Origin of the sequence: Pseudomonas sp. MWU13-2862 (genome assembly GCF_023242495.1) — a bacterium.
Classification (GTDB): domain Bacteria; phylum Pseudomonadota; class Gammaproteobacteria; order Pseudomonadales; family Pseudomonadaceae; genus Aquipseudomonas; species Aquipseudomonas gingeri_D.
Genome location: NZ_JALMEZ010000011.1, coordinates 121,614 through 144,437, shown reverse-complemented (window position 1 = coordinate 144,437; position 22,824 = coordinate 121,614). Strand labels below are relative to the sequence as shown.

Annotated in this window: 12 protein-coding genes; 9 read left to right on the top strand and 3 right to left on the bottom strand. The window is 65.4% G+C overall.

Features of this window, described 5'->3' with window-relative positions; genetic code table 11:
• Positions 1-9 precede the first annotated feature (9 nt).
• The 3 genes from M5C56_RS20325 to M5C56_RS20315 are packed head-to-tail and all read right to left on the bottom strand — an operon-like array spanning position 10 to position 12,334.
• Positions 10-7,962: a non-ribosomal peptide synthetase gene (locus M5C56_RS20325; RefSeq protein ID WP_247263285.1), complete on the bottom strand. Its 7,953-nt coding sequence runs from the start codon at positions 7,960-7,962 to the stop codon at positions 10-12.
• A complete protein-coding gene (locus tag M5C56_RS20320) occupies positions 7,959-11,363 on the bottom strand; it encodes a non-ribosomal peptide synthetase (protein ID WP_103496897.1) in 3,405 nt (1,134 codons plus the stop codon). Before M5C56_RS20320 ends, M5C56_RS20325 begins: the two co-directional genes overlap by 4 nt.
• The gene (locus M5C56_RS20315; protein ID WP_103496896.1) at positions 11,360-12,334 is read right to left on the bottom strand and encodes a TauD/TfdA family dioxygenase; all 975 of its coding nucleotides are present in this window, start codon (positions 12,332-12,334) and stop codon (positions 11,360-11,362) included. Before M5C56_RS20315 ends, M5C56_RS20320 begins: the two co-directional genes overlap by 4 nt.
• Positions 12,335-12,573: 239 nt before the next feature.
• On the opposite strand from M5C56_RS20315, the gene M5C56_RS20310 reads away from it, so the two are divergent.
• The 9 genes from M5C56_RS20310 to M5C56_RS20270 all read left to right on the top strand — a co-directional run bounded on the left by M5C56_RS20310 (position 12,574) and on the right by M5C56_RS20270 (position 22,425).
• Entirely contained in the window at positions 12,574-13,797 is a 1,224-nt protein-coding gene (locus tag M5C56_RS20310) for a PepSY domain-containing protein (protein ID WP_103496895.1), read from the top strand.
• On the top strand, positions 13,794-14,333 hold the full coding sequence (locus M5C56_RS20305) for a thiamine pyrophosphate-binding protein (RefSeq protein ID WP_103496894.1): 540 nt from the start codon (positions 13,794-13,796) through the stop codon (positions 14,331-14,333). Before M5C56_RS20310 ends, M5C56_RS20305 begins: the two co-directional genes overlap by 4 nt.
• Positions 14,330-14,662: a hypothetical protein gene (locus M5C56_RS20300; protein ID WP_103496893.1), complete on the top strand. Its 333-nt coding sequence runs from the start codon at positions 14,330-14,332 to the stop codon at positions 14,660-14,662. Before M5C56_RS20305 ends, M5C56_RS20300 begins: the two co-directional genes overlap by 4 nt.
• On the top strand, positions 14,659-15,234 hold the full coding sequence (locus tag M5C56_RS20295; RefSeq protein ID WP_103496892.1) for a DUF6162 family protein: 576 nt from the start codon (positions 14,659-14,661) through the stop codon (positions 15,232-15,234). The genes M5C56_RS20300 and M5C56_RS20295 overlap by 4 nt, the downstream gene beginning before the upstream one ends.
• 35 nt (positions 15,235-15,269) lie before the next feature.
• On the top strand, positions 15,270-16,199 hold the full coding sequence (locus M5C56_RS20290) for a metal ABC transporter substrate-binding protein (RefSeq protein WP_103496891.1): 930 nt from the start codon (positions 15,270-15,272) through the stop codon (positions 16,197-16,199).
• Positions 16,196-16,954 carry a metal ABC transporter ATP-binding protein gene (locus M5C56_RS20285; RefSeq protein WP_103496890.1) on the top strand — a complete coding sequence of 253 codons (759 nt, stop codon included), beginning with the start codon at positions 16,196-16,198 and terminating at the stop codon, positions 16,952-16,954. Before M5C56_RS20290 ends, M5C56_RS20285 begins: the two co-directional genes overlap by 4 nt.
• Positions 16,951-17,850 (top strand): metal ABC transporter permease, encoded by a 900-nt coding sequence (locus M5C56_RS20280; RefSeq protein ID WP_103496889.1) that lies wholly within the window; start codon positions 16,951-16,953, stop codon positions 17,848-17,850. The genes M5C56_RS20285 and M5C56_RS20280 overlap by 4 nt, the downstream gene beginning before the upstream one ends.
• Entirely contained in the window at positions 17,851-18,813 is a 963-nt protein-coding gene (locus tag M5C56_RS20275; protein WP_103496888.1) for a zinc ABC transporter substrate-binding protein, read from the top strand.
• Between the two features lie 141 nt (positions 18,814-18,954).
• Positions 18,955-22,425: a hypothetical protein gene (locus M5C56_RS20270; RefSeq protein ID WP_103496887.1), complete on the top strand. Its 3,471-nt coding sequence runs from the start codon at positions 18,955-18,957 to the stop codon at positions 22,423-22,425.
• Positions 22,426-22,824 lie beyond the last annotated feature (399 nt).

Genomic DNA, 22,824 nt, shown 5'->3' with positions numbered 1-22,824 from the left:
TGCTTCCCCTCAAGAAATCAGTTTTTCCAGATCTTCGAGGGATAGACGTTTGAGGGCCTCCAGGGATTTAGCCAATTCATCCTGAACAGGCGACGATGCACCGCGCAGCGCTTCGATCCGTTCGCAGAACGCCAGCAGGTTGTCGGCCTGGAACAGTTCCTTGAGGGGGATCTTGTCGCCCAGGCGTTCGCCGATCCGGCTGACCACCAGGGTCGCCAGCAACGAATGGCCGCCCAACTGAAAGAAGTTGTCGCCCAGGCCCACCTGCTCGATCCCCAGCACCTCCTGCCAGAGCCCCGCGACCTGGATCTGCAACTCGCTGCGCGGCGCCTCGTAGTGCTGCTGCCGGGGGCCGCTGCCCAGGGCGATCAGGGCCTTGCGGTCGAGCTTGCCATTGGGGGTCAGCGGCAAGGCCTCGACCAGGTGCAACTGGCCGGGCACCATATGCGCCGGCAAGCGCGCGGCCAGGGCGGTCCTGAGACCGGCGATGAACGCCTGGGCATCGACAATCCCCGCTGGCGTCACCACATAGCCCTGCAAGTGCTTGCCCGCCGCATCCTCCTGGGACAGCACCACCGCTTCGCGCACCGACGGCTGCTCGAGCAGACAGGCTTCGACTTCGCTCAACTCGACGCGGAAACCACGAATCTTCACCTGATGGTCGGCGCGACCGATGTACTCGATCCGCTCGCCCTCGCCCTGGCGCACCAGGTCGCCAGTGCGATACAGGCGCTCGCCGTCAGTGCCGAACGGGTTCGGCACATAACGCTCGGCGGTCAGTCCGGGTCGGCCCAGATAGCCCCGGGAAACCCCGGCACCGCCCAGGTACAACTCGGCCGCCACCCCGGCGGGCAACAGCTGCAAGCCGGGATCGAGCAGATAGGCCTGGGTATTCTCCAATGGACGCCCGATATTCGCCGTGCCCTGGGCGGTGCGCAGGCTGAAGGTCGAATAGGTGGTGTCTTCCGAAGGACCGTACAGGTCATACACTTGACGCACCCGGGTGCCGGCGTAGAGCGCATCCACCAGCGTCTGCTTCAGTGGCTCGCCAGCCAGGTTGAGGGTGCCGACCGAGGCCGGGATCTGCCCGGCCCGCAACAGCGCGGCGATGGCCGAGGGCACCGTATTGATCAGCGTGACCCGCTCGCGGGCCGGCAGTTCCGCCAGCGCCAGGGCATTGTCCGCCAGGACCAGGCAGCCGCCACCGGCCAGGGTGACGAAGATCTCCCACACCGACAGGTCGAAGCAGATCGAGGTCGAGGCCAGCACCCCGCGCAGTTGCTCGCGGTCATAGGCCTGCAACGACCAGTGGATCAAGGCCGCGAGGTTGTCATGGGTGACCGCCACGCCCTTGGGCTTGCCGGTAGAACCCGAGGTGTAGATGACATAGGCCAGGTTCTGCCCGCAGGTGTCCACGGACGGCGTGCTGGTCGGGTAGCTCGCCAGCCAGTCATCGCCCTCCTCTATCAGCAGCACCGGAGCGGGCAGCGCTTGCGGCAAGCGCTCGAGGAGGATGGCCTCACTCAGCAACAGCGCCGCGTGGCTGTCGTCGAGCATATGCAACAGCCGCTCGCGCGGGTACTCGGGGTCCAGCGGCACATAGGCACCGCCGGCCTTGAGGATCGCCAGCAAGGCGACGATCAGGTCCGGGGTGCGACGCAGGCACACGCCGACCCGCACCTCGGGGCCGACGCCGCGCTCGCGCAGGAGATGGGCCAGGCGATTGGCGCGCTGGTCCAGGGTCCTGTAGTCCAGCTGCCAGTCGGCGAAGAGGAGCGCCGGGGCCTCGGGCTGACCGGCGACCTGATCCGCAAGATGCTCAAGCACATGACCCCGGATCCGCGGATTGAACGCTGCCCCTGTAGGAGCGAGCTTGCTCGCGATGAGCGCAAGGGCACCGTGACTCTCCAGGTACCCCGCGTTATCGTTGACGTCCATCGCGAGCAAGCTCGCTCCTACAGAAGAGCGCCGGCTCCAGTCGAGGGCGACCTGCCGCTCGGCCGGGTCGAGCAACTCCAGCGCACCCAACGGCTGACGCGCATCGACCATGAACTGGCGCATCAGGTATTCCAGCTGCCGGCCCAGTCGCGCCACACCCGCAGCGTCGAAACCGGCCCGGTCGTAACCGCAATCCACGATCAGTTCGCGCCCGGTCACCGCCACCAGGGTCAGCGGATAATTGGTCTGCTCGGAACGTTCTATAGCCGCGAACTCAGGACCCGCATCCGAAGCCCGGCCCAGCGCTTCGGCCATCGGATAGTTCTCGAACACCAGCAGGCTGTCGAACAACCCGCCCGCGCCCAGGCCCGCCCAACGCTGGATCTCGTAAAGCGGCGTCTGCTCGTGCTCGCGCAACGCCAGGTTGAGGTCCTGCACCTGTTGCAACCACTCACCCACCGTCAGTTGTGCATCAGGGCTCGCCACCACCGGCAGGGTGTTGATAAACAGGCCGATCTGCTGCTCGGCCCCGGGCAGGTCAGTCGGACGGCCGGCCACGGTGGCACCGAAGGCCACGCAATCCTGGCCGGTATAGCGCTGCAACAGCAGCAGCCAGGCGGCCTGCATCAGGGTGTTGAGGGTGACTTTGCGTTCCCGGGCAAACCGGTTCAACCCAGTCGTCAACGCCTCATTGAACACATGCCGATGTTCCCCATAGCCCTGTGCCCGTTGATGGCCGCCCAAGGTCCCGGCCAGGCGGGTCGGCTCCTGCAGACCGGCCACGGCCGCGCTCCAGAAGTCCTGGCTGGCGCGGGCATCGCGCTGGCCGAGCCACTCGATATAGTCGCGATAACGTCCTGTACCCCGGGCAATGCTCACCCCGGCATAACGTTGCAGCACTTCGCCGAACAGCTGCGAGGTGCTCCAGCCGTCCATCAGGAGATGGTGGCTGGTGTAGATCATCCGGTATTCGGTCTCGCCGGTGCGCACCAGCGTCACCCGCAGCAAAGGTCCGCGATGGGGCTCGAAACCGGCGGCGAGGTCGGCTTGCGCCAACTGCTCGAAGGCCGCCTCATGCTCGCCCCGCGTGCGCCAGTCGTGAACCTGCATCGGCATCGGCAGCGTGTGCAGGACAATCTGCACCGGCGCCGCCAGTTCCTGGGGCCAGGCAAATACCGTGCGCAGCATTTCATGGGCCTGCACGGCCTGCTGCCAGGCCTGGCGGAAACGCTCTACATCCAGCTGTCGTACATTCAGTCGCAGCTGGTTGATATAGGCCGCCCCCTCCGGATCGTCCAGATGATGGAAGAGGATCCCCTGCTGCATCGGCGACAGCGGATAGAGATCCTCGATCGCCCCCGCCGCCACCGGCAGACGCTGCAGTTGCCCGGCACTGAGAGTCACCAGCGGGAAGTCCGATGGCGTCGCGCCCAGTTGTCCGCCTTGGCAGCAATGTCCGATCAGTTCACTCAGTGCCTGTTCATAGGCGCGGGCCAGGGCTTCGATGGTTTCAGGCCGATACTGCTGGCGACTGAACGCCCAATCCAGTTGCAGCTCGCCGTCGAACACCTGGCCATTGAGGCTCAGGCCGTCGCCCAACGGCGCGTCCTCTGGCTGGTTGCGCCCGGTGGATTCGCCGGTGGGCACGAACAGCGCGCCGTCGGCTTCGGTGAAACTGCCGTCGAACTGGCCCAGGTAGTTGAAGGTCACCCGCGCCTGGGGCAAGGCCGCCAGTTGCTGGGCAAAACCGGCATCGCCCAGGTAACGCAGCACGCCATAACCGATGCCTTTGTTCGGCACCGCCCGCAGTTGCTCCTTGATGCCGCACAGGGAAACACCCGGCTCCGCCTGGGGTGTGAGGCGGAGCGGAAACAGGCTGCTGAACCAGCCCACCGTGCGGCTCAGGTCGAGGTCGTCGAACAGGTCTTCGCGACCGTGGCCTTCGAGCTGGACCAATACCGACGGTTGTCCGCTCCAGTCGCAGAGCACCCGCGCCAGGGCGGTCAGCAGCAGGTCGTTGACCTGGGTGCGATAGGCGGTCGGCGCGACCTTGAGCAGTTGCTGGGTCAGCGTCTTGTCCAGGCGTGAGCTGGCATGACCGACCTCGCCGACAGATACCTGCCCGGGAGCCCGTTCAAACGGCAACTCCTGGAGGTCGCCCGCCAGGGTCTGCAACCAGTAATCACGCTCGGCCAGCAGACGTGCGCTGCGAGCATAACCGTGCAACTGCTCGGCCCAGGTCTGCAGCGAACTGCTGCGCGCGGCCAGAGCCGGTGGCTGCCTGGAGGCGCTGGCAATATAAGCCTGCTGCAGGTCTTCCAGCAGGATCCGCCAGGACACGCCGTCCACCGCCAGGTGATGGATCACCAGCAGCAGGCGCTGCTCGCCGGCGGGCAGATTGACCAGCACCGCACGCAACAACGGGCCGTGCTTCAGGTCCAGGCTGCGCTGGGCCTGATCGGCCAGCTCCGTCAGTTGCCTCGGGTCGGCGAGTTCACGGACCCACAGCAGATCGGCCGGCGCTGCCGAGGCGTAGTGCGCCTGCCATTGACCCTCCTGTAGGTCGAAGCTCAGGCGCAGAGCATCGTGTTGCGCCACCAGCGCCGCGAGCGCCGCTTGCAGAGGCGCGGCCTCCAGGGTTTCACGGGGCTTGAGCATCAGCGACTGGTTCCAGTGCTGACGCTGAACAATCTCCATCTCGAAAAACCGTGCCTGGATCGGCAGCAGCAACTGCCGGCCACTGGCCTGGGCCACGACCTCGCTCGCCGGCTTCTTCTCGATCCGCTTCGCCACCGTGGCCAACTGGCTGATGGTCTGTTTCTCGAACAACTGCTTGGGACTGAGGCGGATGCCCAGGCGCTTGGCCCGGGCGATGATCTGCAGGCTGAGGATCGAGTCGCCGCCCAGTTCGAAGAAGTTGTCGCGGGTGCCGACCCGCTCCAGCGTGAGCACATCGGCCCAGACCGCCGCCAGTTGCTCTTCGATCTCGCCGACCGGGGCAACATAGCCCTGCTGCACGGTTCCCGGCTGCGGCAGCGCACGCTTGTCCAGCTTGCCGTTGGCGGTCAGCGGCAATTGCTCCAGCAGCACGATCTGCGCCGGCACCAGGTAATCGGCCAGGCACACCTGCAATTGGCGGCGCAGGTCATCGACCGAGCATTGCGCACCGGCTGCCGCGACACAGTAGGCAACCAGTTGCAGGCGCCCGGCGTCCTCATCCACCGGCAATGCCAGGACTGCCGCCTGGGCCACGCCGTCGAGGCCCTGGAGCACACGGGCGACTTCCGCCGGCTCCACCCGGTAACCGCGAATCTTCACCTGGTCGTCATTGCGCCCGAGGAATTCCAGCAGTCCCTGGCGCGTGCGACGCATGCGGTCGCCGCTGCGATAGACCCGCGCTCCCGGCACACCGAAGGGATCGGGCAGGAAACGCTCGGCGGTCAGCCCCGGCTGCCCGAGATAACCCAGGGCGACACTGGCGCCACCGATATACAGCTCGCCCGGCACCTGCTCGGCGACGCTATTGAGTACATCGTCCAGCACATAGCCGTGGGCACCCGGCAAGGCGCGGCCCACCGCGACACCCCGGGCATGCGGATGCAACGCCGAGACTTCGTTCGCCAACACGCCGACGGTGGTTTCGCTGGGACCGTAGTGATTGATAAAACGGCAGTCCGGCTTGAGTGCCCGTATCTGCTCGAACAACGCCGGCGAACAGGCTTCGCCACCGACGACCAGCGCATGCCAGGGCAGCACGTCGGCGGGCTCGCTCGCCTGCAACAACGCCGCCAGATGGCCGGGAACGATCTTCAATACGCCGACCTGATGCTCGCGCATGTATTCGGCGAAGCGGTCGGGATCGAAACCCAGCTCTTCGGGCAGCACATGCAAGGTGCGCCCGGAACACAGGGCACCGAACAGCATGGTGTGACCGAGGTCGGCGGCGATGGTGGAGACCAGCGCCATGCTCGCCTCGGGTGCCAGCTCCAGACGCTCCAGCAGGCCGCTGACATAACTGGCCAGGGCCCCGTGGCTGACCAGCACGCCCTTGGGCAGGCCGGTGGAGCCGGAGGTATGGATCACGTAGGCCGGGGCCTGTTCCGCCAGGTCCAGGTCCGGCGTGGTATCGGCTTGATGACGCCATTGTCCGGGGGCATAAGCCAGGCCGATACAACCGGCAACGGCCAGCGTCGTCACCCGGGGATCGCCTTCGGCGCACAGCAGCAGGCGCGCGCGGGCGCGTTCGAGCATCGGTTGCAAACGTGCATCCGGGGCCTTGCTGTCCAGCGGCATATACACCGCACCGGCCTTGAGAATCCCCAGGACACAGGTCAGCCAGTCCAGCGAGCGCTCCAGCAGCACCGCCACCGGCTCGCCGACGCCGACACCCTGGTCGCGCAGATGATGGGCGAGGCGATTGGCCGCCTGGTCCAGTTCAAGGAAACCCAGGGTCCGCTCGAGGCAGCGAGCGGCCAGTCCCTGGGGTTGGCGTTGCACCTGGGCGTTCCACTGTTGCAGAACCGGAATCGCCGCTATACGGGGTTCCGTCGCCAGGGCCGGTGGGCGGTTTTCCAGGCTCAGCAGCGGCGCGTGCGGGGCGCGCATCACGGCATCTAACAGCCGCAGCAACGAAACAATGAAACCCTCGATAGTCGAGGGTTGGTAAAGGTCGCTGGCATAGGTCATCTCACCAAGGATCAGATGGCCGGCGTCGGTGATGTCCAGGGCCAGATCGAAGTGGGTGCCGTCCTTGTGCAGCGGGTATTCCTCGACCAGCAGGCCCGGCAGGCTCAGGGTGCGCTGCTTCTGCATGCCGACGTTCTGGTTGAACTTGGCCTGGAACAGCGGGTTGTGGTCCAGGCTGCGTTGCGGCGCCAGGGCATCCACCAGTTGTTCGAACGGCAACTCCTGGTGCGCCTGGGCGCCAAAACTGCTTTCACGAATCCGCGCCAGCAGCTCAAGGAAACTCTCGCGCTCGTCGACTTCGCAACGCAACACCTGGGTGTTGATGAAGAAGCCGATCAGGCCTTCGACCTCGGCCCGACCACGGTTGGCGTTGGGCACACCGACGCGGATATCCCGTTGTCCGGCGTGCCGCGAAAGGAAGCAGGCATAACCGCCGAGCACCAGCATGAACAGGCTCAGGCCCTGGCTGCGGGCAAAGGCCTGGAGCCGTGCCGAACGCTCGGCGCCGAAATCGAAACGCAGGGTCTGGCCCCGGAAGCTCTGCACCGGTGGACGCGGGAAGTCGGCAGCCACCTCCAGCAGCGGCTGCTCCTCGCCCAATTGCCGCCGCCAGTAATCCAGCTGCCGCTCGCCCTCGCCCGCTTCCAGCCAGCGGCGTTGCCAGATCCCATAGTCGGCGTACTGCAAGGCCAGTTCCGGCAGCCCGGGCTCGCGGTTCTGGTAGAAGGCCTGATAACCCTGTACGAACTCCTTGACCATCACGTCCATCGACCAGCCGTCGGAGACGATATGGTGCATGCACACCACCAGCACCCATTGCGCCTCGTCGAGCCGGATCAGAGTGGTCCGCAGCAAGGAGCCGGCGAGCAGATCGAAAGGTTGCGCGGTGAGCGCGGCGACCCGCTCGGCCAACTCGGCTTCACGGGTTTCGGCGGCGCAGGCCGTCAGGTCGATACGCTCCAGCGGCAGCGCATGCTGGTCGAGGATCACCTGGCGCGGTTGCTCGCCGTCGACCTGGAAGCGGGTGCGCAGCACTTCGTGGCGCTGGACCAGATGTTCGAAAGCGCGCTGCATGGCGCTTTCATCCAGTTGACCGCGCAGGCGCAAGGCAGCGGCCATATTGTAGGCGGCACTGTCCGGTTCTAGCTGCCAGAGGAACAGCAGGCGCTGCTGGGCATAGGACAAGGGAATCACCGCCTGCTCATGGCGGCTGACCGGCACCGGCAGCAGGCTGAAATCCTTGCCCTGCTGGTTCAGGCGGGCGAGGAACTGCCGCCGTTGCTCCAGCGGCAGGCCGATAAAACGTTTGGCAAGACTCAATGCGGCCTGGGCACTCATGCTCCCACCTCCTCCAGCGAACTCATGAACTGCTCCATATCACCCCAGTCGCTCTCACCGACGCCCTTGACCAGGCTCGCCACTTCAATCGCCAGGTCCCCCAGCAAGGGGGTTTCAAACAGGCTGCGCAACGGCAGGCTGACCGCCAGGCGCGCCTTGATCCGCGCGATCACCTGGGCAGCGAGCAACGAATGCCCGCCCAATTCGAAGAAATGATCGTCGAGCCCGACCTGCGGCACCTGCAGGACCTGTTCCCATATCTCGGCGAGATTGCGCTCGATCTCGCTGTGGGGCGCCCGGTAACGGGCCTGCAACTGGCTCGGATCGGGCAGCGGCAAGGCCTTGCGGTCCAGCTTGCCGCTGGGGGTCAACGGCAGGCGCGGCAACAGCAGCAGGTGGGTCGGCACCATGTACTCGGGCAACCGGCCTTGCAGCAAGGTCTTGACCTGCTGGCGCAGGGTCGCCGCGTCCGCGGCCTGCTCCGCCACCAGATAGCCGACCAGTTGCGTGCCGCCCGTCAGCGGCAGGGCCAGCACGGCGGCTTCGCGCACGCCCGGGCACTGCAACAGACGACCTTCGATTTCCCCCAGTTCGATACGGAAACCGCGAATCTTCACCTGGTGGTCGACCCGACCGACGTACTCCAGGGCACCGTCGGCGCGCAGGCGGGCGCGGTCGCCGCTGCGGTAGAGGCGCTCGCCGGGGTTGAACGGATCGACGATAAAGCGCTGGGCACTGAGGGCCGGTTGCCCCTGATAGCCACGCGCCAGGCCGGGTCCGCCGATATACAACTCGCCGACCGCGCCCTGGGGCAGCAGGTTCAGTTCGTCGTCCAGCACCAGCAGCCGTCGACCGGGCAACCCCTGGCCGATGGGCACGCCGCGCCAGGACACATCTTCAGGCAACAGTGCCGAGCAGTCATGGGTGGTGGAAACCACGGTGGCTTCGGTCGGGCCATAGGTGTTGATCAGCCGTACGTGGCCCAGGCCGGCGAGCGGCCAGAGACGCAGGCCGTCGACCGCCATGGCCTCGCCGCCGATATGGATCTGCCGCAGCACGCCATATTGCTGCGGTGGCCGGGCCGCCCAGTCCTGGACCAGCAGGTGCCAGTAGGCGGCCGGCAGGTCCGCCAGGGTGATGCCGTGTTCAAGGATCGCGTCATGCAGGGTCGCACTGTCCCACAGGCGGCCGTCCCGCAGGACCACGCAAGCGCCCAGGCACAGCGGCGGGAAGAACTGCTCGACAAAGCCGTCGAAGCTGCTGGTGGCCATTTGCAGGACTCGGTCGGAGTCCACCAGTTGGCTGTATTCGCTGGCCCGGGCGATAAATTCGGCCAGGGCGGCATGACTGATCGCCACGCCTTTCGGCCGGCCGGTGGAGCCCGAGGTGTAGATCACATAGGCCAGGGAATCCGGCTCGATGCTTGCCGGCAGGTCGTGGTCGGAAAAGGCCGAGTCGTCGAGCTGGTCCAGGCAGAGGATTTCGCCGCCCTGGAAGGTCGGCAGGCTGGCCAGCCAAGGGCTCTGGGTCAACAACAGTTGCAGGCCGCTGTCCTGCAGGATGTGCTGCAAGCGCTCGGTGGGGGTTTGCGGGTCCAGCGGCACATAGGCGCCACCGGCCTTGAGCACGGCGAGGATGGCCACGGCCATTTCCAGGCTGCGGGACACGGCGAGCCCCACCAGCACGTCGGGGCCGACGCCGCGCTCGCGCAACAGATGGGCCAGGCGGTTGGCCCGGCGGTTCAGTTCGGCGTAGGTCAGGTGGGGTGCACCTTCGGGTTCGGCGAGGATCAGCGCTGTGGCTTCGGGGGTCCGCCGGACCTGGGCTTCAAATAGCTGCGGCAGCAGCATCGGATCAGCGACCGATGCCGGTTTGCCGGTCGAATGGCCCAGCAACTGGATGATTTCCTCGGGCACCAACATCGGCAACTGCGCCACCGCCTGTTGCGGATCGCGGCACACAGCCGCCAGCAGATTGCGCCAGTGCCCGGCCAGACGGGCAATGGTCTCAGCGTCGAAAATATCGGTGGCATAGGTAAAGGCGGCGAACAGCTGCTCGCCTTCCTCGCGGGTTTCCAGCATCAGGTCGCTGGCGGCGGCGTGCTCCCGCGAACTCGCAGCGCCCTCCTCCGCACCCAGGTGCTGCACCTGCAGCCCGCAGGCGAGGGTCTTGCCCTGCACATCGGTAACCAACGGCTGGTGGTTGAACATCACCTGGAACAGCGGGTTGTGACTCTGGCTACGGGCCGGTTGCAGGGCCTCGATCAAGGCGTCGAAAGGCAGTTCCTGATGGGCCTGGGCACCGGCGGCGGCCTCGCGTACGCGCTGCAGCAACTCGGCGAAGGATTGCTGGCCACTGACCTCGCTGCGCAAGACCTGGGTGTTGACGAAGAAGCCGATCAGGCCCTCGGTCTCGCTGCGGGTACGGTTGGCGATCAGGCCCCCGACACGGATATCGGTTTGCCCGCTGTAGCGGTATAGCAGGGTCTTGAACGAAGCCAGCAGGACCACGAACAAGGTCACCCCCTGGCGCTGGGCCAGGGTCTTGAGTTGCTGGCGCAGGTCCGCGTCGACCCGTACTTCCAGACGCGCGCCACGGTGACTGGCCTGGGCCGGATAGGCCCGGTCGGTGGGCAAGTCGAGCAGCGGATGCTCTTCGCCCAGGTGCCCGCGCCAATAGGCCAGTTGCCGTTCACGCTCACCGGCTTCGAGCCAGCTGCGCTGCCACAGGGCGTAGTCGCGGTAGTGCACGGTCAGGGGCGACAAACCCGGTGCCTGGCCGGCGACGCAGGCGTCATACAAACGGGTGAACTCATCCACCAGGATATTCATCGACCAGCCGTCGGCGATGATGTGGTGCAGGGTCAGCAACAGCACATGCTCCTGCTCGGCCAGGCGCAGCAGGCGAATATTCAGCAACGGCCCGCGCTCCAGGTCGAACGCCTGCCCCGCCTCCTCGGCCATGGCTTGCCGGGCGCGCTGCACGCGCAGGTCCGGGGCCAGCGCGGACAGGTCGCTGATCGCGATGCGTACCGCGCTCGGCTCGGCCACGCGCTGGAAAGCCCGCTCGCCGTCCTGGCCAAAGGTGGTGCGCAGGCACTCATGGCGCGCCACCAGGGCGCTGAAGGCCTGCTCCAGCGCAGGCAGCTCCAGCACACCATTCAGGCGCACGGCCATCGGCAGGTTGTAGGCCGCGCCGGTGGGGTCGAGCTGCCAGAGAAACCACAGGCGCTGCTGGGCATAGGACAGGCCGTCGCGTTCGGCGACGCCGTTATCGGCAACGATGGGCAGCAACGAAAAATCGACGCCCTCCCGGTCCATCGCGGCGAGGAAGACCTTGCGCTTTTCCTCGGGCAACGCGATAAAACGGCGGGCCAGTTGCTGTGCGTCCCGCGGATTCATTGCGCGTACCCCTCGGCCATCGCCACCACCACCTTGCGCTTGCCGGTGAACGGCGAACGGGCGTGGGCGCTGAGCATGTTGTCGAGCATCAGCACATCGTTTTCCTGCCAGGGAAAACTGATGGTGCAGTCGTCGAGCACGCCACGGACTTCGTCCAGCAGGTCGACCTCGATGGCCGAGCCGTCGCCGTAATAGACATTGCGCGGCAGGTCTTCCTCGTCCACCGCATCGAGCAGGGTCTCGCGCACTTCCGGCTGCAGGTTCGAGACATGGAACAGATGCGCCTGGTTGAACCAGACCATGTCCTGGGTCACCGGGTGCCGGGCCACCGCCTGGCAGCGCTGGCGGGTGCGCAACTCGCCGTCGTCCTTCCATTCGCATTCGATGGAATGGGCCCGGCAGTAGGCCTCGACCAGCGCCTCGTCCTCGGTGTTGAACACCTGGTTCCACTCCACATCCAGGCCGTTGCCGTAGTTGCGCACGTACATCAGGCCCTTGCTGATGAAACGCTCGCGGATCCGCGCCGGGACCCGCTGATAGACTTCACGGCTGTCGCAGATCGGCGTCTCGCCGCCGGTCTGCGCGGCGATCATGCTGTAGAACCAGATCTTCATCGGCCATTCGAGGGTGTAGGCCTGCTCGTTGTGCAGCGGAATGCTCTGGTGCGCCGGGTATTCGGTGGAGGTGTAGACCCCCTTGGTCACATTGCTGCGCGGCGTCGAGCCGAACTCGTAGTTGAGCAATGGATGACCGAAACCGGCGGCGAACTCGCGGAAGGCCTCGGCACCGCCCACCTCGAAACCGCGCAGCAGAATCCCGCCGGCACGGTACAGGTGCGCGTCGATCAGCGGCTTGCATTCGGCGAACGCCTCGCGCAGGTCGAGACCGGGTTCAGGCGCCTGGATCAGCATGGGCAAGGTGCCCGACCCGGTCAGCAGCGGCCGGATATCCAAACTCAATGCAGTGTTCATGACGACTCTTCTCCCTTGATCTCGGATCGCAAGTGGGGGCGCGCAAATGCGCCACGCACTTGGCTGTGCTTCGATTAACGGATGGCCGTACAGGGAAATTAGGCGGACCGGGCAACGTCGGTCGGCGACCAAGGCGGTTTTGACCGCTGAAACATTTACTTTCATTTCCCTATACGTTTTTCCGGGGCTCATCCGTCTTATCCAAATGACACCCTTAGAAATCGAGCCGCCGCTTTCCCATGTCGAAGCCTTCCACCTCGAAGAAATCCCGCTCAAGACTCTGGTTCCTGGTCCATGGCTGGCTGGCGCTGCCCATCTGGTTCTTTGTCCTGATCGTCTGTGTCACCGGCACCCTGGCGGTGATCAGCCAGGAAATCGTCTGGCTGGCCAATCCCGAGATCCGCGCCAGCAAGCCGTTCGACGACGCGCCGCTGCTCAGCTTCGACCAGGTGATCGCCGCCATCGCCAAGAGCGATCCCGAGGTGATCGTCCAGCAGATCATTCGCCCGGACGAAGCGCATTTCGCCTTGCGCGCCGATATCAACTACCCCGACGGCCGCTCGGTGATCGTCTACGTCAATCCCTATACCGGGGTGATCCAGGGCATCAGCCCGCCGTTCGATTTCAAGCAGTTCACCCGCGCCCTGCACGGCTGGTGGCTGGTGCCTTTCGTCAACGGTTACAGCTGGGGCTGGTACCTGGTGTCGCTGCTCGGACTACCGCTGCTGGCGTCGCTGGTCACCGGACTGGTGGTGTACAAGCGTTTCTGGAAGGGCTTCTTCAAGCCGACCTTGCGCTTCAACCACGGCGCGCGGATTTTCTGGGGGGATTTCCACCGGCTGAGCGGCATCTGGTCGATCTGGTTTATCGCGGTGATTTCCATCACCGGCACCTGGTTCCTGATCCAGGCGATCCTCGCCGACAACCAGATCAGCTTCGCCAGCCGGCCGATCCCGGCGATCATTTCCCATGACAGCGCGCCGCTGATGCCCGACGGCCGGCCGGCGCCGATGCTCGGCGCGGACGAAGCCCTGCGCATCGCCCAGCAACGGGTTCCCGGGCTCGATTCGAGCTTTGTCAGCCTGCCCGGCAACGCCTTCAGCCCCATCGAAGTCGGCGGCCGCAGCGGTTATCCGTTGATGTACCAGACCCTGCAGATCAACCCCTACACCGGCAAGATCGAACAATCGCGCCTGCTCTCGGATCGCAACAACCTGGAGTTCGTCACCGAATCGATGCGGCCCCTGCACACCGGGGATTTCGGCGGCCTGTGGATCAAGCTGATCTGGTTTTTCTTCGGCCTGGTGTTGAGCATGATGGTCTTGAGCGGCCTGCTGATCTGGACCAAGCGCACCGCCCTGGCCACCGCCCAGGCCCTGAAACGCAGTGCCAAGACCGAACGGGTGCCCGCGCCCAAGGCCCACGCGGCCCTGAATGCCGAGACCCCGGAGGTGACCCCGTGAGCAAGGACAGCCCGCTGCCGGCGCCCTCGCCCCTCCGCCGCTTCTGGCACAAGTGGCGCTTCCATCTGAATATCCTGCTGGTGCTGATCCCCCTGGGTTTCATGCCGCGCTACTTTTCCGATGCCGCGCTGTTCCGTGGCGACACCGGCCTGGGCAAACACCTCAATCAAATCCAGGTCGGCCCCTGGAGCCTGGAAATGGCCGAACTCTGGGACGAAGGACCCCGTCGCGACGGGCCCGCCGGTTATCTGAAAAGCTTCAACGCGCGCCTCTGCGACCGCTGTGGCGAGCAGGTCAAGGCCGCCTACCTGCGCGTGGGCAAACCCCGCAGCCTGCGTGCCGCCGGAGTGATCTTCTTCGGCACCGCCTATCGCATGAACGCCGTGGTGCCGATTCCCGACCGGACCCAGGACGATGCCGAACTCTGGATCACCCTCGAGGGCTGGGACGGTTCGGTGCACCAGGCCTCTCTTCCACTGCGCCAGGCCTCCCCGGCCACCCTTGCCTGGCTGGACAAACAAGGAGCGCGGAAATGACCTTCACGCCACCCAAGACGCTTGCCACCGGCCTCCTGCTGCTGGCCGCCGGTTTCAGTACCAACGCCCTGGCCCACAACCCGATCTGCGAGTGCAAGCAGATCGATGCCGAACAGATTCAATGCAAGGGCGGTTTCTCCGATGGCAGCGCGGCCACCGGGGTGACCCTGGACGTGATCGGCTATGACGAAAGCATCCTGCTGCCGGGCAAGCTGGGGCAGGACTCGACCCTGACCTTCAAGAAGCCGGCGACCGATTTCTATGTGCTGTTCGACGCCGGTCCCGGGCATATCGTTGAAATCGACCATGGGGATATCGAAGCCCCATGAGCACCTCGACCACCCAGATCGTCCGCCCCGCCGGGGCCGGCCATGAAACCCTCTACGTGCTGCTGTTCTGCCTGATCGTGCTGCTGGTCGCCGGCTCCGTGGTCGCGCTGCATGGCGAGCAGCAGAACGTCAGCACCCTCGAGGCCTATCAGGTGGATGCGCGCCGCGACCTGAGCGCCGGCGAGCAGGGCATCTACGCCGACCTGCGGGTCACCCTCGACGAAATCCATCTGCTGCAACAGGACCAGCAAGCCCTGCCCGCCCCCGAGCAACTCGGCGAAGAAGGGTTTGCCCCCTTCGCCCAGGACGCCAGCTCGGTCAGTCGCGGTGGTCACGCCTGGCACCTGCTCGACCAACGCGCCTACTTCGGACTGAGTCACGCCACGGCCACCGCCGGTTCCTTCCTGATGCGGGTCGGCAGCGATACAAACGCCGCGCCGGATATCTGGCTCAACCGCAGCAACAACCTGGCGGCACCCGCCGACCTCAGCGACAGCGCCCTGATCGCCGGCGGCTGGCAACTGGTGGTCGCGCAATTCGATGCCGGCGTAACCCGCCAGCATCGGCACTGAACCTTCCGACTCACCCCAGGGAAGACTGTCTACCCATGTCCATTTCAGCTCTGTTCGGCCGCCGTCGCCTGTTGCTCGCGCTGCTGCTCTCGCCCCTGCTGCTGTCCTTCCAGGTCCAGGCCGACCCGGCCAAGCGCCTGCGCATCGGCATCACCCTGCACCCTTATTACAGCTACGTGGCGAATATCGTCGGCGACAAGGCCGAGGTGGTGCCGCTGATCCCGGCCGGCTTCAATCCCCACGCCTACGAGCCCCGGGCCGAGGACATCAAGCGCATCGGCACGCTGGATGTGATCGTGGTCAATGGCGTCGGTCATGACGACTTCGCCGACCGCATGATCGCCGCCAGCGAAAAGCCCGACATCGCCGTGATCGAGGCCAATGAAAACGTGCCGCTGCTGGCGGCCACCGGCACCGCCGCGCGAGGCGCCGGCAAGGTGGTCAACCCACACACCTTCCTCTCCATCAGCGCCTCCATCGCCCAGGTCAACAACATTGCCCGGGAACTCGGCAAGCTCGACCCGGACAATGCCAAGACCTACACCGCCAACGCCCGGGCCTACGGCAAGCGCCTGCGGCAGATCCGCGCCGACGCCCTGGCCAAGCTGACCCAGGCACCCAATGCCGACCTGCGGGTGGCGACGGTGCATGCGGCCTATGACTACCTGCTGCGGGAGTTCGGCCTGGAAGTCACCGCCGTGGTCGAGCCGGCCCACGGCATCGAACCGAGCCCGAGCCAGTTGAAGAAGACCATCGACCAACTGCGCGAGCTGGATGTGAAGGTGATCTTCTCGGAGCTGGACTTCCCGTCCACCTATGTCGAGACCATCCGCCGCGAGTCGGGGGTGCGGATCTATCCGCTGTCGCATATTTCCTATGGCGACTACAGCGCCGACAAGTACGAGAAGGAAATGACCGACAACCTGGACACCGTGGTCCGGGCGATTCAGGAGGCCGGGGTATGACGGCGGCCGAATGCATCGCGGTCGAGGCCATCGGACCGACCCTCGATTTCGCCGGGGTGAGCCTGACACTCGGGCGCACCATCATTCTCGACAACGTGACCTTCCAGGTCCGTCCCGGTCATATACATGCTCTGGTCGGGCCCAACGGTGGCGGCAAGAGCTCGCTGATCAAGACCCTGCTCGGGCAGATGCCCCACCAGGGACGCCTGAGCCTGGAATGGCCCGACGCTCCCGGGATCATCGGCTATGTGCCCCAGGCCCTGGAATTCGACCGCGGCCTGCCGATGACCGTCGACGATTTCATGGCCGCCATGTGCCAGCGCCGTCCGGCCTTTCTCGGCCTGTCCCGGCATTTCGCCGGGGCGATCGGCGAGGCACTGGAACGGGTCGGCATGCAGGACAAACGCAAGCGCCGCATGGGCGCCTTGTCCGGCGGCGAACGGCAGCGGGTATTGCTGGCCCAGGGCCTGATTCCGCCGCCGCAACTGCTGGTGCTCGACGAACCGATGTCAGCGTTGGACGAAACCGGCATCCAGGTTTTCGAGCGTTTGCTACTCGACTGGCGCCGCGCCGGCATCACCGTGTTGTGGATCGAACATGACCTGGAAGCGGTCAAGCGCCTGGCCGACCGGGTCACCGGCCTCAATCGCCGCATCCTGTTCGACGCCTCGCCGGCCGAGGCCCTGACCCCGGACCGCCTGCTGAGCCTGTTCTCCACCCATCCGCGCAGCCTCAACGAGGAGACCCGGCCATGACTTATGAAGCTTTTCGCCTGATGATCCAGGGCTGGGCCTCGTCCGGTTTCCTGCCGGCGGCACTGGCTTACGGTTTTGTAGTCAATGCCCTGATCGCCGGGCTGTTGATTGGCCCGGTGCTGGGCGGCCTCGGCACCCTGGTGGTGGTCAAGCGCTTCGCGTTCTTTTCCGAAGCCGTGGGCCACGCGGCCCTGACCGGCGTGGCCATCGGCATCCTGCTCGGCGAACCCTACACCGGCCCCTACGGCAGCCTGTTCGGCTACTGCCTGCTGTTCGGCGTGCTGCTCAACTACCTGCGCAACCGCACCGGCCTGGCGCCGGATACCCTGATCGGGGTGTTTCTCTCGGTGTCCCTGGCCCTCGGTGCGAGCCTGCTGCTGGTGCTGGCCGGCAAGATCAACGTGCATATCCTGGAAAACGTGCTGTTCGGTTCGGTGCTGACGGTCAACGGCGACGACCTGCTGGTGCTGCTGATTGTCGGCAGCCTGGTGATGGGCCTGAGCCTGCCGCTGTACAACCGCATCATGCTGGCCAGTTTCAACCCGCAACTGGCGGCGGTGCGCGGTGTCGCGGTGAAGACCCTCGACTACCTGTTCGTGGTGCTGGTGACGCTGATCACCGTGGCGGCGGTAAAAGTCATCGGCGCAATCCTGGTGGGCGCCCTGCTGGTGATTCCGGCCGCCGCCGCGCGCCTGCTCAGCCAGTCGCTCAAGGGGTTCTTCTGGATCTCGGTGGCGATTGCCACCGTCAGCACCCTCTGCGGCATCCTGTTGCCGATCCTGTTCGACCTGCCCGTGCCGTCCGGCGCGGCGATCATCCTGATGGCCGGTATCGCCTTCGCCCTCGCGGCGCTCGCCCGTGGCACCGTGCCCAGCCTCAAAGGGAATATTGGATAAATGCCTGTTTTTCTCCCCCTGGCGCTCGCCCTGACCCTGAGTAGCCTGTACAGCGTAGCGTCGTTCGCCAACCAGGCGCCTCTGCAGATCACCGCCAATCACGGCCTGGGCACTGTGGCGTTGCATGCCAGCAGCGCGGCCAAGCCGGTGCGCATTCTCGCCAGCCTGCCGATCACCTACGGCCTGGGCGAAATCCTGCTCAAGGACACCGACGTGGAACTGCAACGGGCCGCCGATGCCAACCTGCCGGGCAGTCGCCAGAGCGCCTATTTCAGCGGTCGCGGGGCCCCCGCCCTGCAGAAGCTGGCGAACAATGCCGACGCGGTGATCGGGCTGCGTTCACTGTGGCCCGAGGACCCGCTCTACCCCATGGCCCGGCGCAGCAATGTACGAATCGTCGAGGTCGATGCGGCCCGTCCGGTGGACGGCGGCCTGGCGGGTATCGCGGTGCAGCCGGGCAACGGCGTGGACGGTCTGAACAGCCAGCCCTGGCTGTCGAGCAACAACCTGGGACGGATGGCCGATGTGATCGCCGCCGACCTGGTGCGCCTGGCCCCCGAGGCCAAGCCGAAGATCGAGAGCAACCTGGCGACCCTCAAGCAGCGCCTGCTCAAACTCAGCGCCGACAGCGAAGCACGGCTGGCCAAAGCCGACAACCTGAGCGTGTTCAGCCTCTCCGAGCGCTTCAACTACCTGGTAGGTGGACTCAACCTGGAGCTGATCCAGGTCGATGCCCGGGCCGACGAGCAATGGACGCCCGAGGCCCTGGCCAAGCTGAGCGCAACCCTCAAGGACGCCGAGGTGAAACTGGTGCTGGATCACCGTCAGCCTCCGCAGGCCGTGAAGTCGGCGATCAGTCAGGCCGGCAGTACGCTGCTGGTGCTCGAGAACGAGAACGCCGACCCGCTGACCGGGCTTGAAGACTCGATCACGCAAGTCCTGGAGAAACTGGCTCCCTTATAGACAAGCGTTGTCCCGCTGCAGATTCCGCTCATCCCCGACAAGGACAGGCTGAAACCATAAACAGATACCTCAAGCGCAAAAACACCCCTGGAGATACTCCTTCGTGCGGTTCCTCAAAACTCACGATAAAAGGACTTGTCCATGGCCAACACACTCAGCAGGAATGATCGGGTCGCCAGACCCGTCGATGGCATTGTCATCTCGGACCTTGTGGCAAACCCTGCCGTCAAGAAGCCTTCCACCAGCCCCGTTCCCTCACCGGCCAGGGGCCGGGCCGGCCTCGCCGAACTGGACGCGCGCCTGGGACCGGTGACCCTGGACAGCTTTGTCATCAGTCGCGTGGAACTCTACGACATGGGCGCCAGGCTCGGCGGACGCGCCCTCGACAGTGCCGACCCGCAACTCCAGGGCAGCGGCCGGGCCCTGGTGGATGATTTGCAGTTCGATCCGGATGAACTGCAACGGCATCTGGAGACCGGGGACGACAGCCATCAGCGCCCGATCGACGTGCTGTTTGAAATAGGCTCGCAACGCTCCCAGCAGGCCCCGCCCTTGCTCGGGACAGAAAAACCGGCGCTGGCCGCCAACCTGATGAAGCATCTCAATCAGTTGCTGGTGCGCTTGCAGAACCTGCAAATCCTCACGCACAAATATGTCACCTTCAGCCTTCCGAGCTGGATCGATACCGCCAAGAGCCGCAGCATGCTCACGGCGGGATCCGGCATGCAGGCCTACGGGATCTACAGCGGCCTGGTCGGCATCCGCGAAGCACTGAAAAAGCGCGACGTCACCGAGGCGGCCGTGAATGCCGGCAGTATTGGCGCCGAGCTGACGTCGGTGTTGGTCGAGCGCGGCTTGCGGAAAACCGGGGAGGCCCTGCTCAGCCAGGGCGGCAGGATTTTCCAGGGCTTTCGCGCCACCTCCGCCGGCCTGCTGGTCAGCCGCAGTGCCGGCCTGCTGGGCAATGTGCTGACCCTGCCGTTCGATATCCACAGTGCCGTGGTGGCGTTCAACAATGCCGCCAAGGCCAGCGGCAAGGAGGCCATGGACCATTACGTCACGGCCGGGTTCAGCATTGCCAGCGCCACCTTGTCGCTGGCCCTCGGCGCGGCCGCCGCCGCCGGCTTCAGCTCCGCCGGCCCCCTCGGTCTTGTCGCCTGCGCGGTATTGATCGTCGGTGCGAAGATCTACAGCGCCGTGCGCCAGGTCGACGATATCGACGACTATATCGAGCTGAGCGTCAACGAGCGCTGGCGCTCGGGCTGGTTCGCCTTTACCGGGCAGGCGCTGGACCAGGAGGTCATGGACCGCTACCTGGTCGAACGCACCCGGGTCGACTATGGCAAAGCCCTGGAAACCCGCGCCAGGGCGCTCCTCGACGTGGAAATGAAGGAAACCCTCGCGGGGGTGGTGAACGGCAGCTTCCACGTTGAGCTGGAGCCCGTCAAACACTGGGCAGCGCGCTGGGATGAGGGCGAGGAACAACCCTATACGACCGTCAATACGCCGGTGGTCCGCGAAGGCGACGATGTCATCGATGCCGCAAAGGGCCTGGGGCAAATCCCGGGTCTGGTCAGCGGAACGCCGGGGGAAAAAAAGGGCCTGCTCTGGCAATTGGGCGGCGGCAACGACCGGGTCATCGGCGTGCGCGACAAACCCAACTACTTTGCCTTTTCCACCGGCAAAAAGACCCTGACCGGAGGCGATCGGGATGACGCCTTTCTGTTCCAGACCCAGGCCACCCTGACCTCCCCCAACGTGCCCGCCATCAGTGCGCTACAGGGTGGAGACGGCCAGGATACGCTGTCGCTGCAAGGGCAGGTCCCGTCGCGCAATAACCTCCACTTCGTCGGCCACGAGGTTGACCTGGACAGCGGCACCTTGGGGTTGCGCCGTAACGCCGCGGATCTCAACCCGGTCGCCTGTGCCACGCTGGCCGCCATCGAGCATGTCGAGACCCTTGCCGGTGGCAGCAGTCGCGTGACCGGTAACTCGCAGGCCAACCACATCACCCTGCAGGGCTCGGACGACCAGGCGAGCGGCGGCGACGGCGACGACCACTTCATACTCAAGGGCACCGAGAGCAGGGTCGCCGGCGGCGCCGGCAAAGACCACTACCGGATTACCCCGACTGGACGAGCCGTAATCCTCGACGAGGACGGCGGTGAACCCAGCACCATCGAACTGGACTGGCCCATGGAGCGCATCCAGAGCTGGCGCATCGTCGACACCGCGCTGGTCGTCACCTCGTTGCGTGACGAAAATGGCGTGCTGCCCAGTCACCAGTTGACCATCCGGGATGTCTACAGGCACGACGGCGGGCGGCAACTGCAAAATGACCTGTTGTTGTTTGTCACCCAGGAAGGCCACACCCTCAAACCCGATCTGCCGGCCACCCTGGAAGGCACCGACGACCAGGATATCCGGGTAACGGTATTGGTCCTCGGGAAACTCCCGCCAGCCCCGCAGCCCGTCAATGGCGGCGAGTACAGGCTTCCCGGAGCCTCGACGAACGGCTACTTCATCGCCAGGAAGACCCTGGACACGACCTTCCTGGTCACGCCTGACGAGGCGCGACCGTCAACCACGCTGTTCCTGGAGTACGACAGCAATGAGATCGAGCAGGTCAGCGCACTTTACCAGGTGCAATCGAGGAGCGTCGGCGCCTTCAACTACCTGAAATACAGCGACGCCAGCCTGATACTGCGGTTCAACGACCAGACGCAAGTGGCGCTCAAGGATTGGGTGGTCGAGGGGATGGGCAAACCGACCGATGTCGGCGCCGCGCTGCATACCACCGGGTTCGACCTGAACCATGGGATTGTCCTGGTGCTGCGCGATGGCAGTTCGTACCAGGTCGGCGCGCCAACCGCCAGCTATCTCGACGACAGCCGCAACCCGGGCATCAGGAGCATCGATGGCCGTGGCTCATTACGCAGGCGTACCGGCAACTGCCTGTTCCGTTCGCCGGAAAGCCAGAGCGCCTTGCTGAAGGACCATCCGCAGCGCGTCGACTTCAAAGCCGGCGGCGCCTCGACGATCTACACCCTGGAGGGCATGAGCTCAAGCTATGAACTCTATCCCTGCGCCGGAGCGACCCTGCGCCTGTCGACGCCGGGTGCCCTGGCAAAAACCGCCAATGCGTCGACCTGGTACATCCATACCCAGGCAAGCGCGCAGATCGTAACGCCCGGCGATATCAGGATCGCCCCCCAGGAGCTATGGGTCGGCAATATCCGCTTCCTGCTGCCGACCCACGACGATCCCGCGCAACCGATGGACCTGATCTACATCGTCGTGACATCCGGCGCCCGGTATGAGGTGGACCGGATCTTCGACCAGCTGTTGCTGCAGGAACTGGATGCCCGCGCCCATGCCGATCTGGACGCCATAAAGCGCTGTATCGAACAGTATCAGGCAGACGACCAGCTGGCCAGCAACCGCGTCAGGATCAAAGGACTCAGGGTGATCAGCGACTCGACGTCAAGTACACGCTCCCAGGCGGCCTACGACGCGATCACTTACGACACGCTGACGCAGCAGTGGCGCACCGACAACGACGAATCGTCCCTCGTCGACCCCGCGGACCTGTTTATCCATACCCCGCGCTAGCCGCGCGAGGCCTCCAACACTACCCGAGCAACACCGGAGAGGGCTTGCCCGCTGCGCAAGACACGCCGTTGGCCGGCCCCAGTGAGACCACGATCAACGAAAGGATTCCGTCATGTCCCCCAGAACACCGATTCGCCCCGGCACCTCCGGCACCGGACAACCCGATCTGCCGGCCATCAGACTCCCCGAAATCAGCCCGGCGATACGCAACCGCCTGCCCGCCACCGGCACCCCGGTGCTGCCGAGCGCCCCTGGGGGCACACCGCCCGTCAGGCCGGTAGTGGCTCCCGTCGCACAAATCCCCGGTGCGGCCCCCATTGCCATCAGCAACATCACCGGGCCCGTTGCCAACAGCCTGTCGCCGGGCCGCCCCTTGAGCGCCTACTCAAGGCCCGCGCC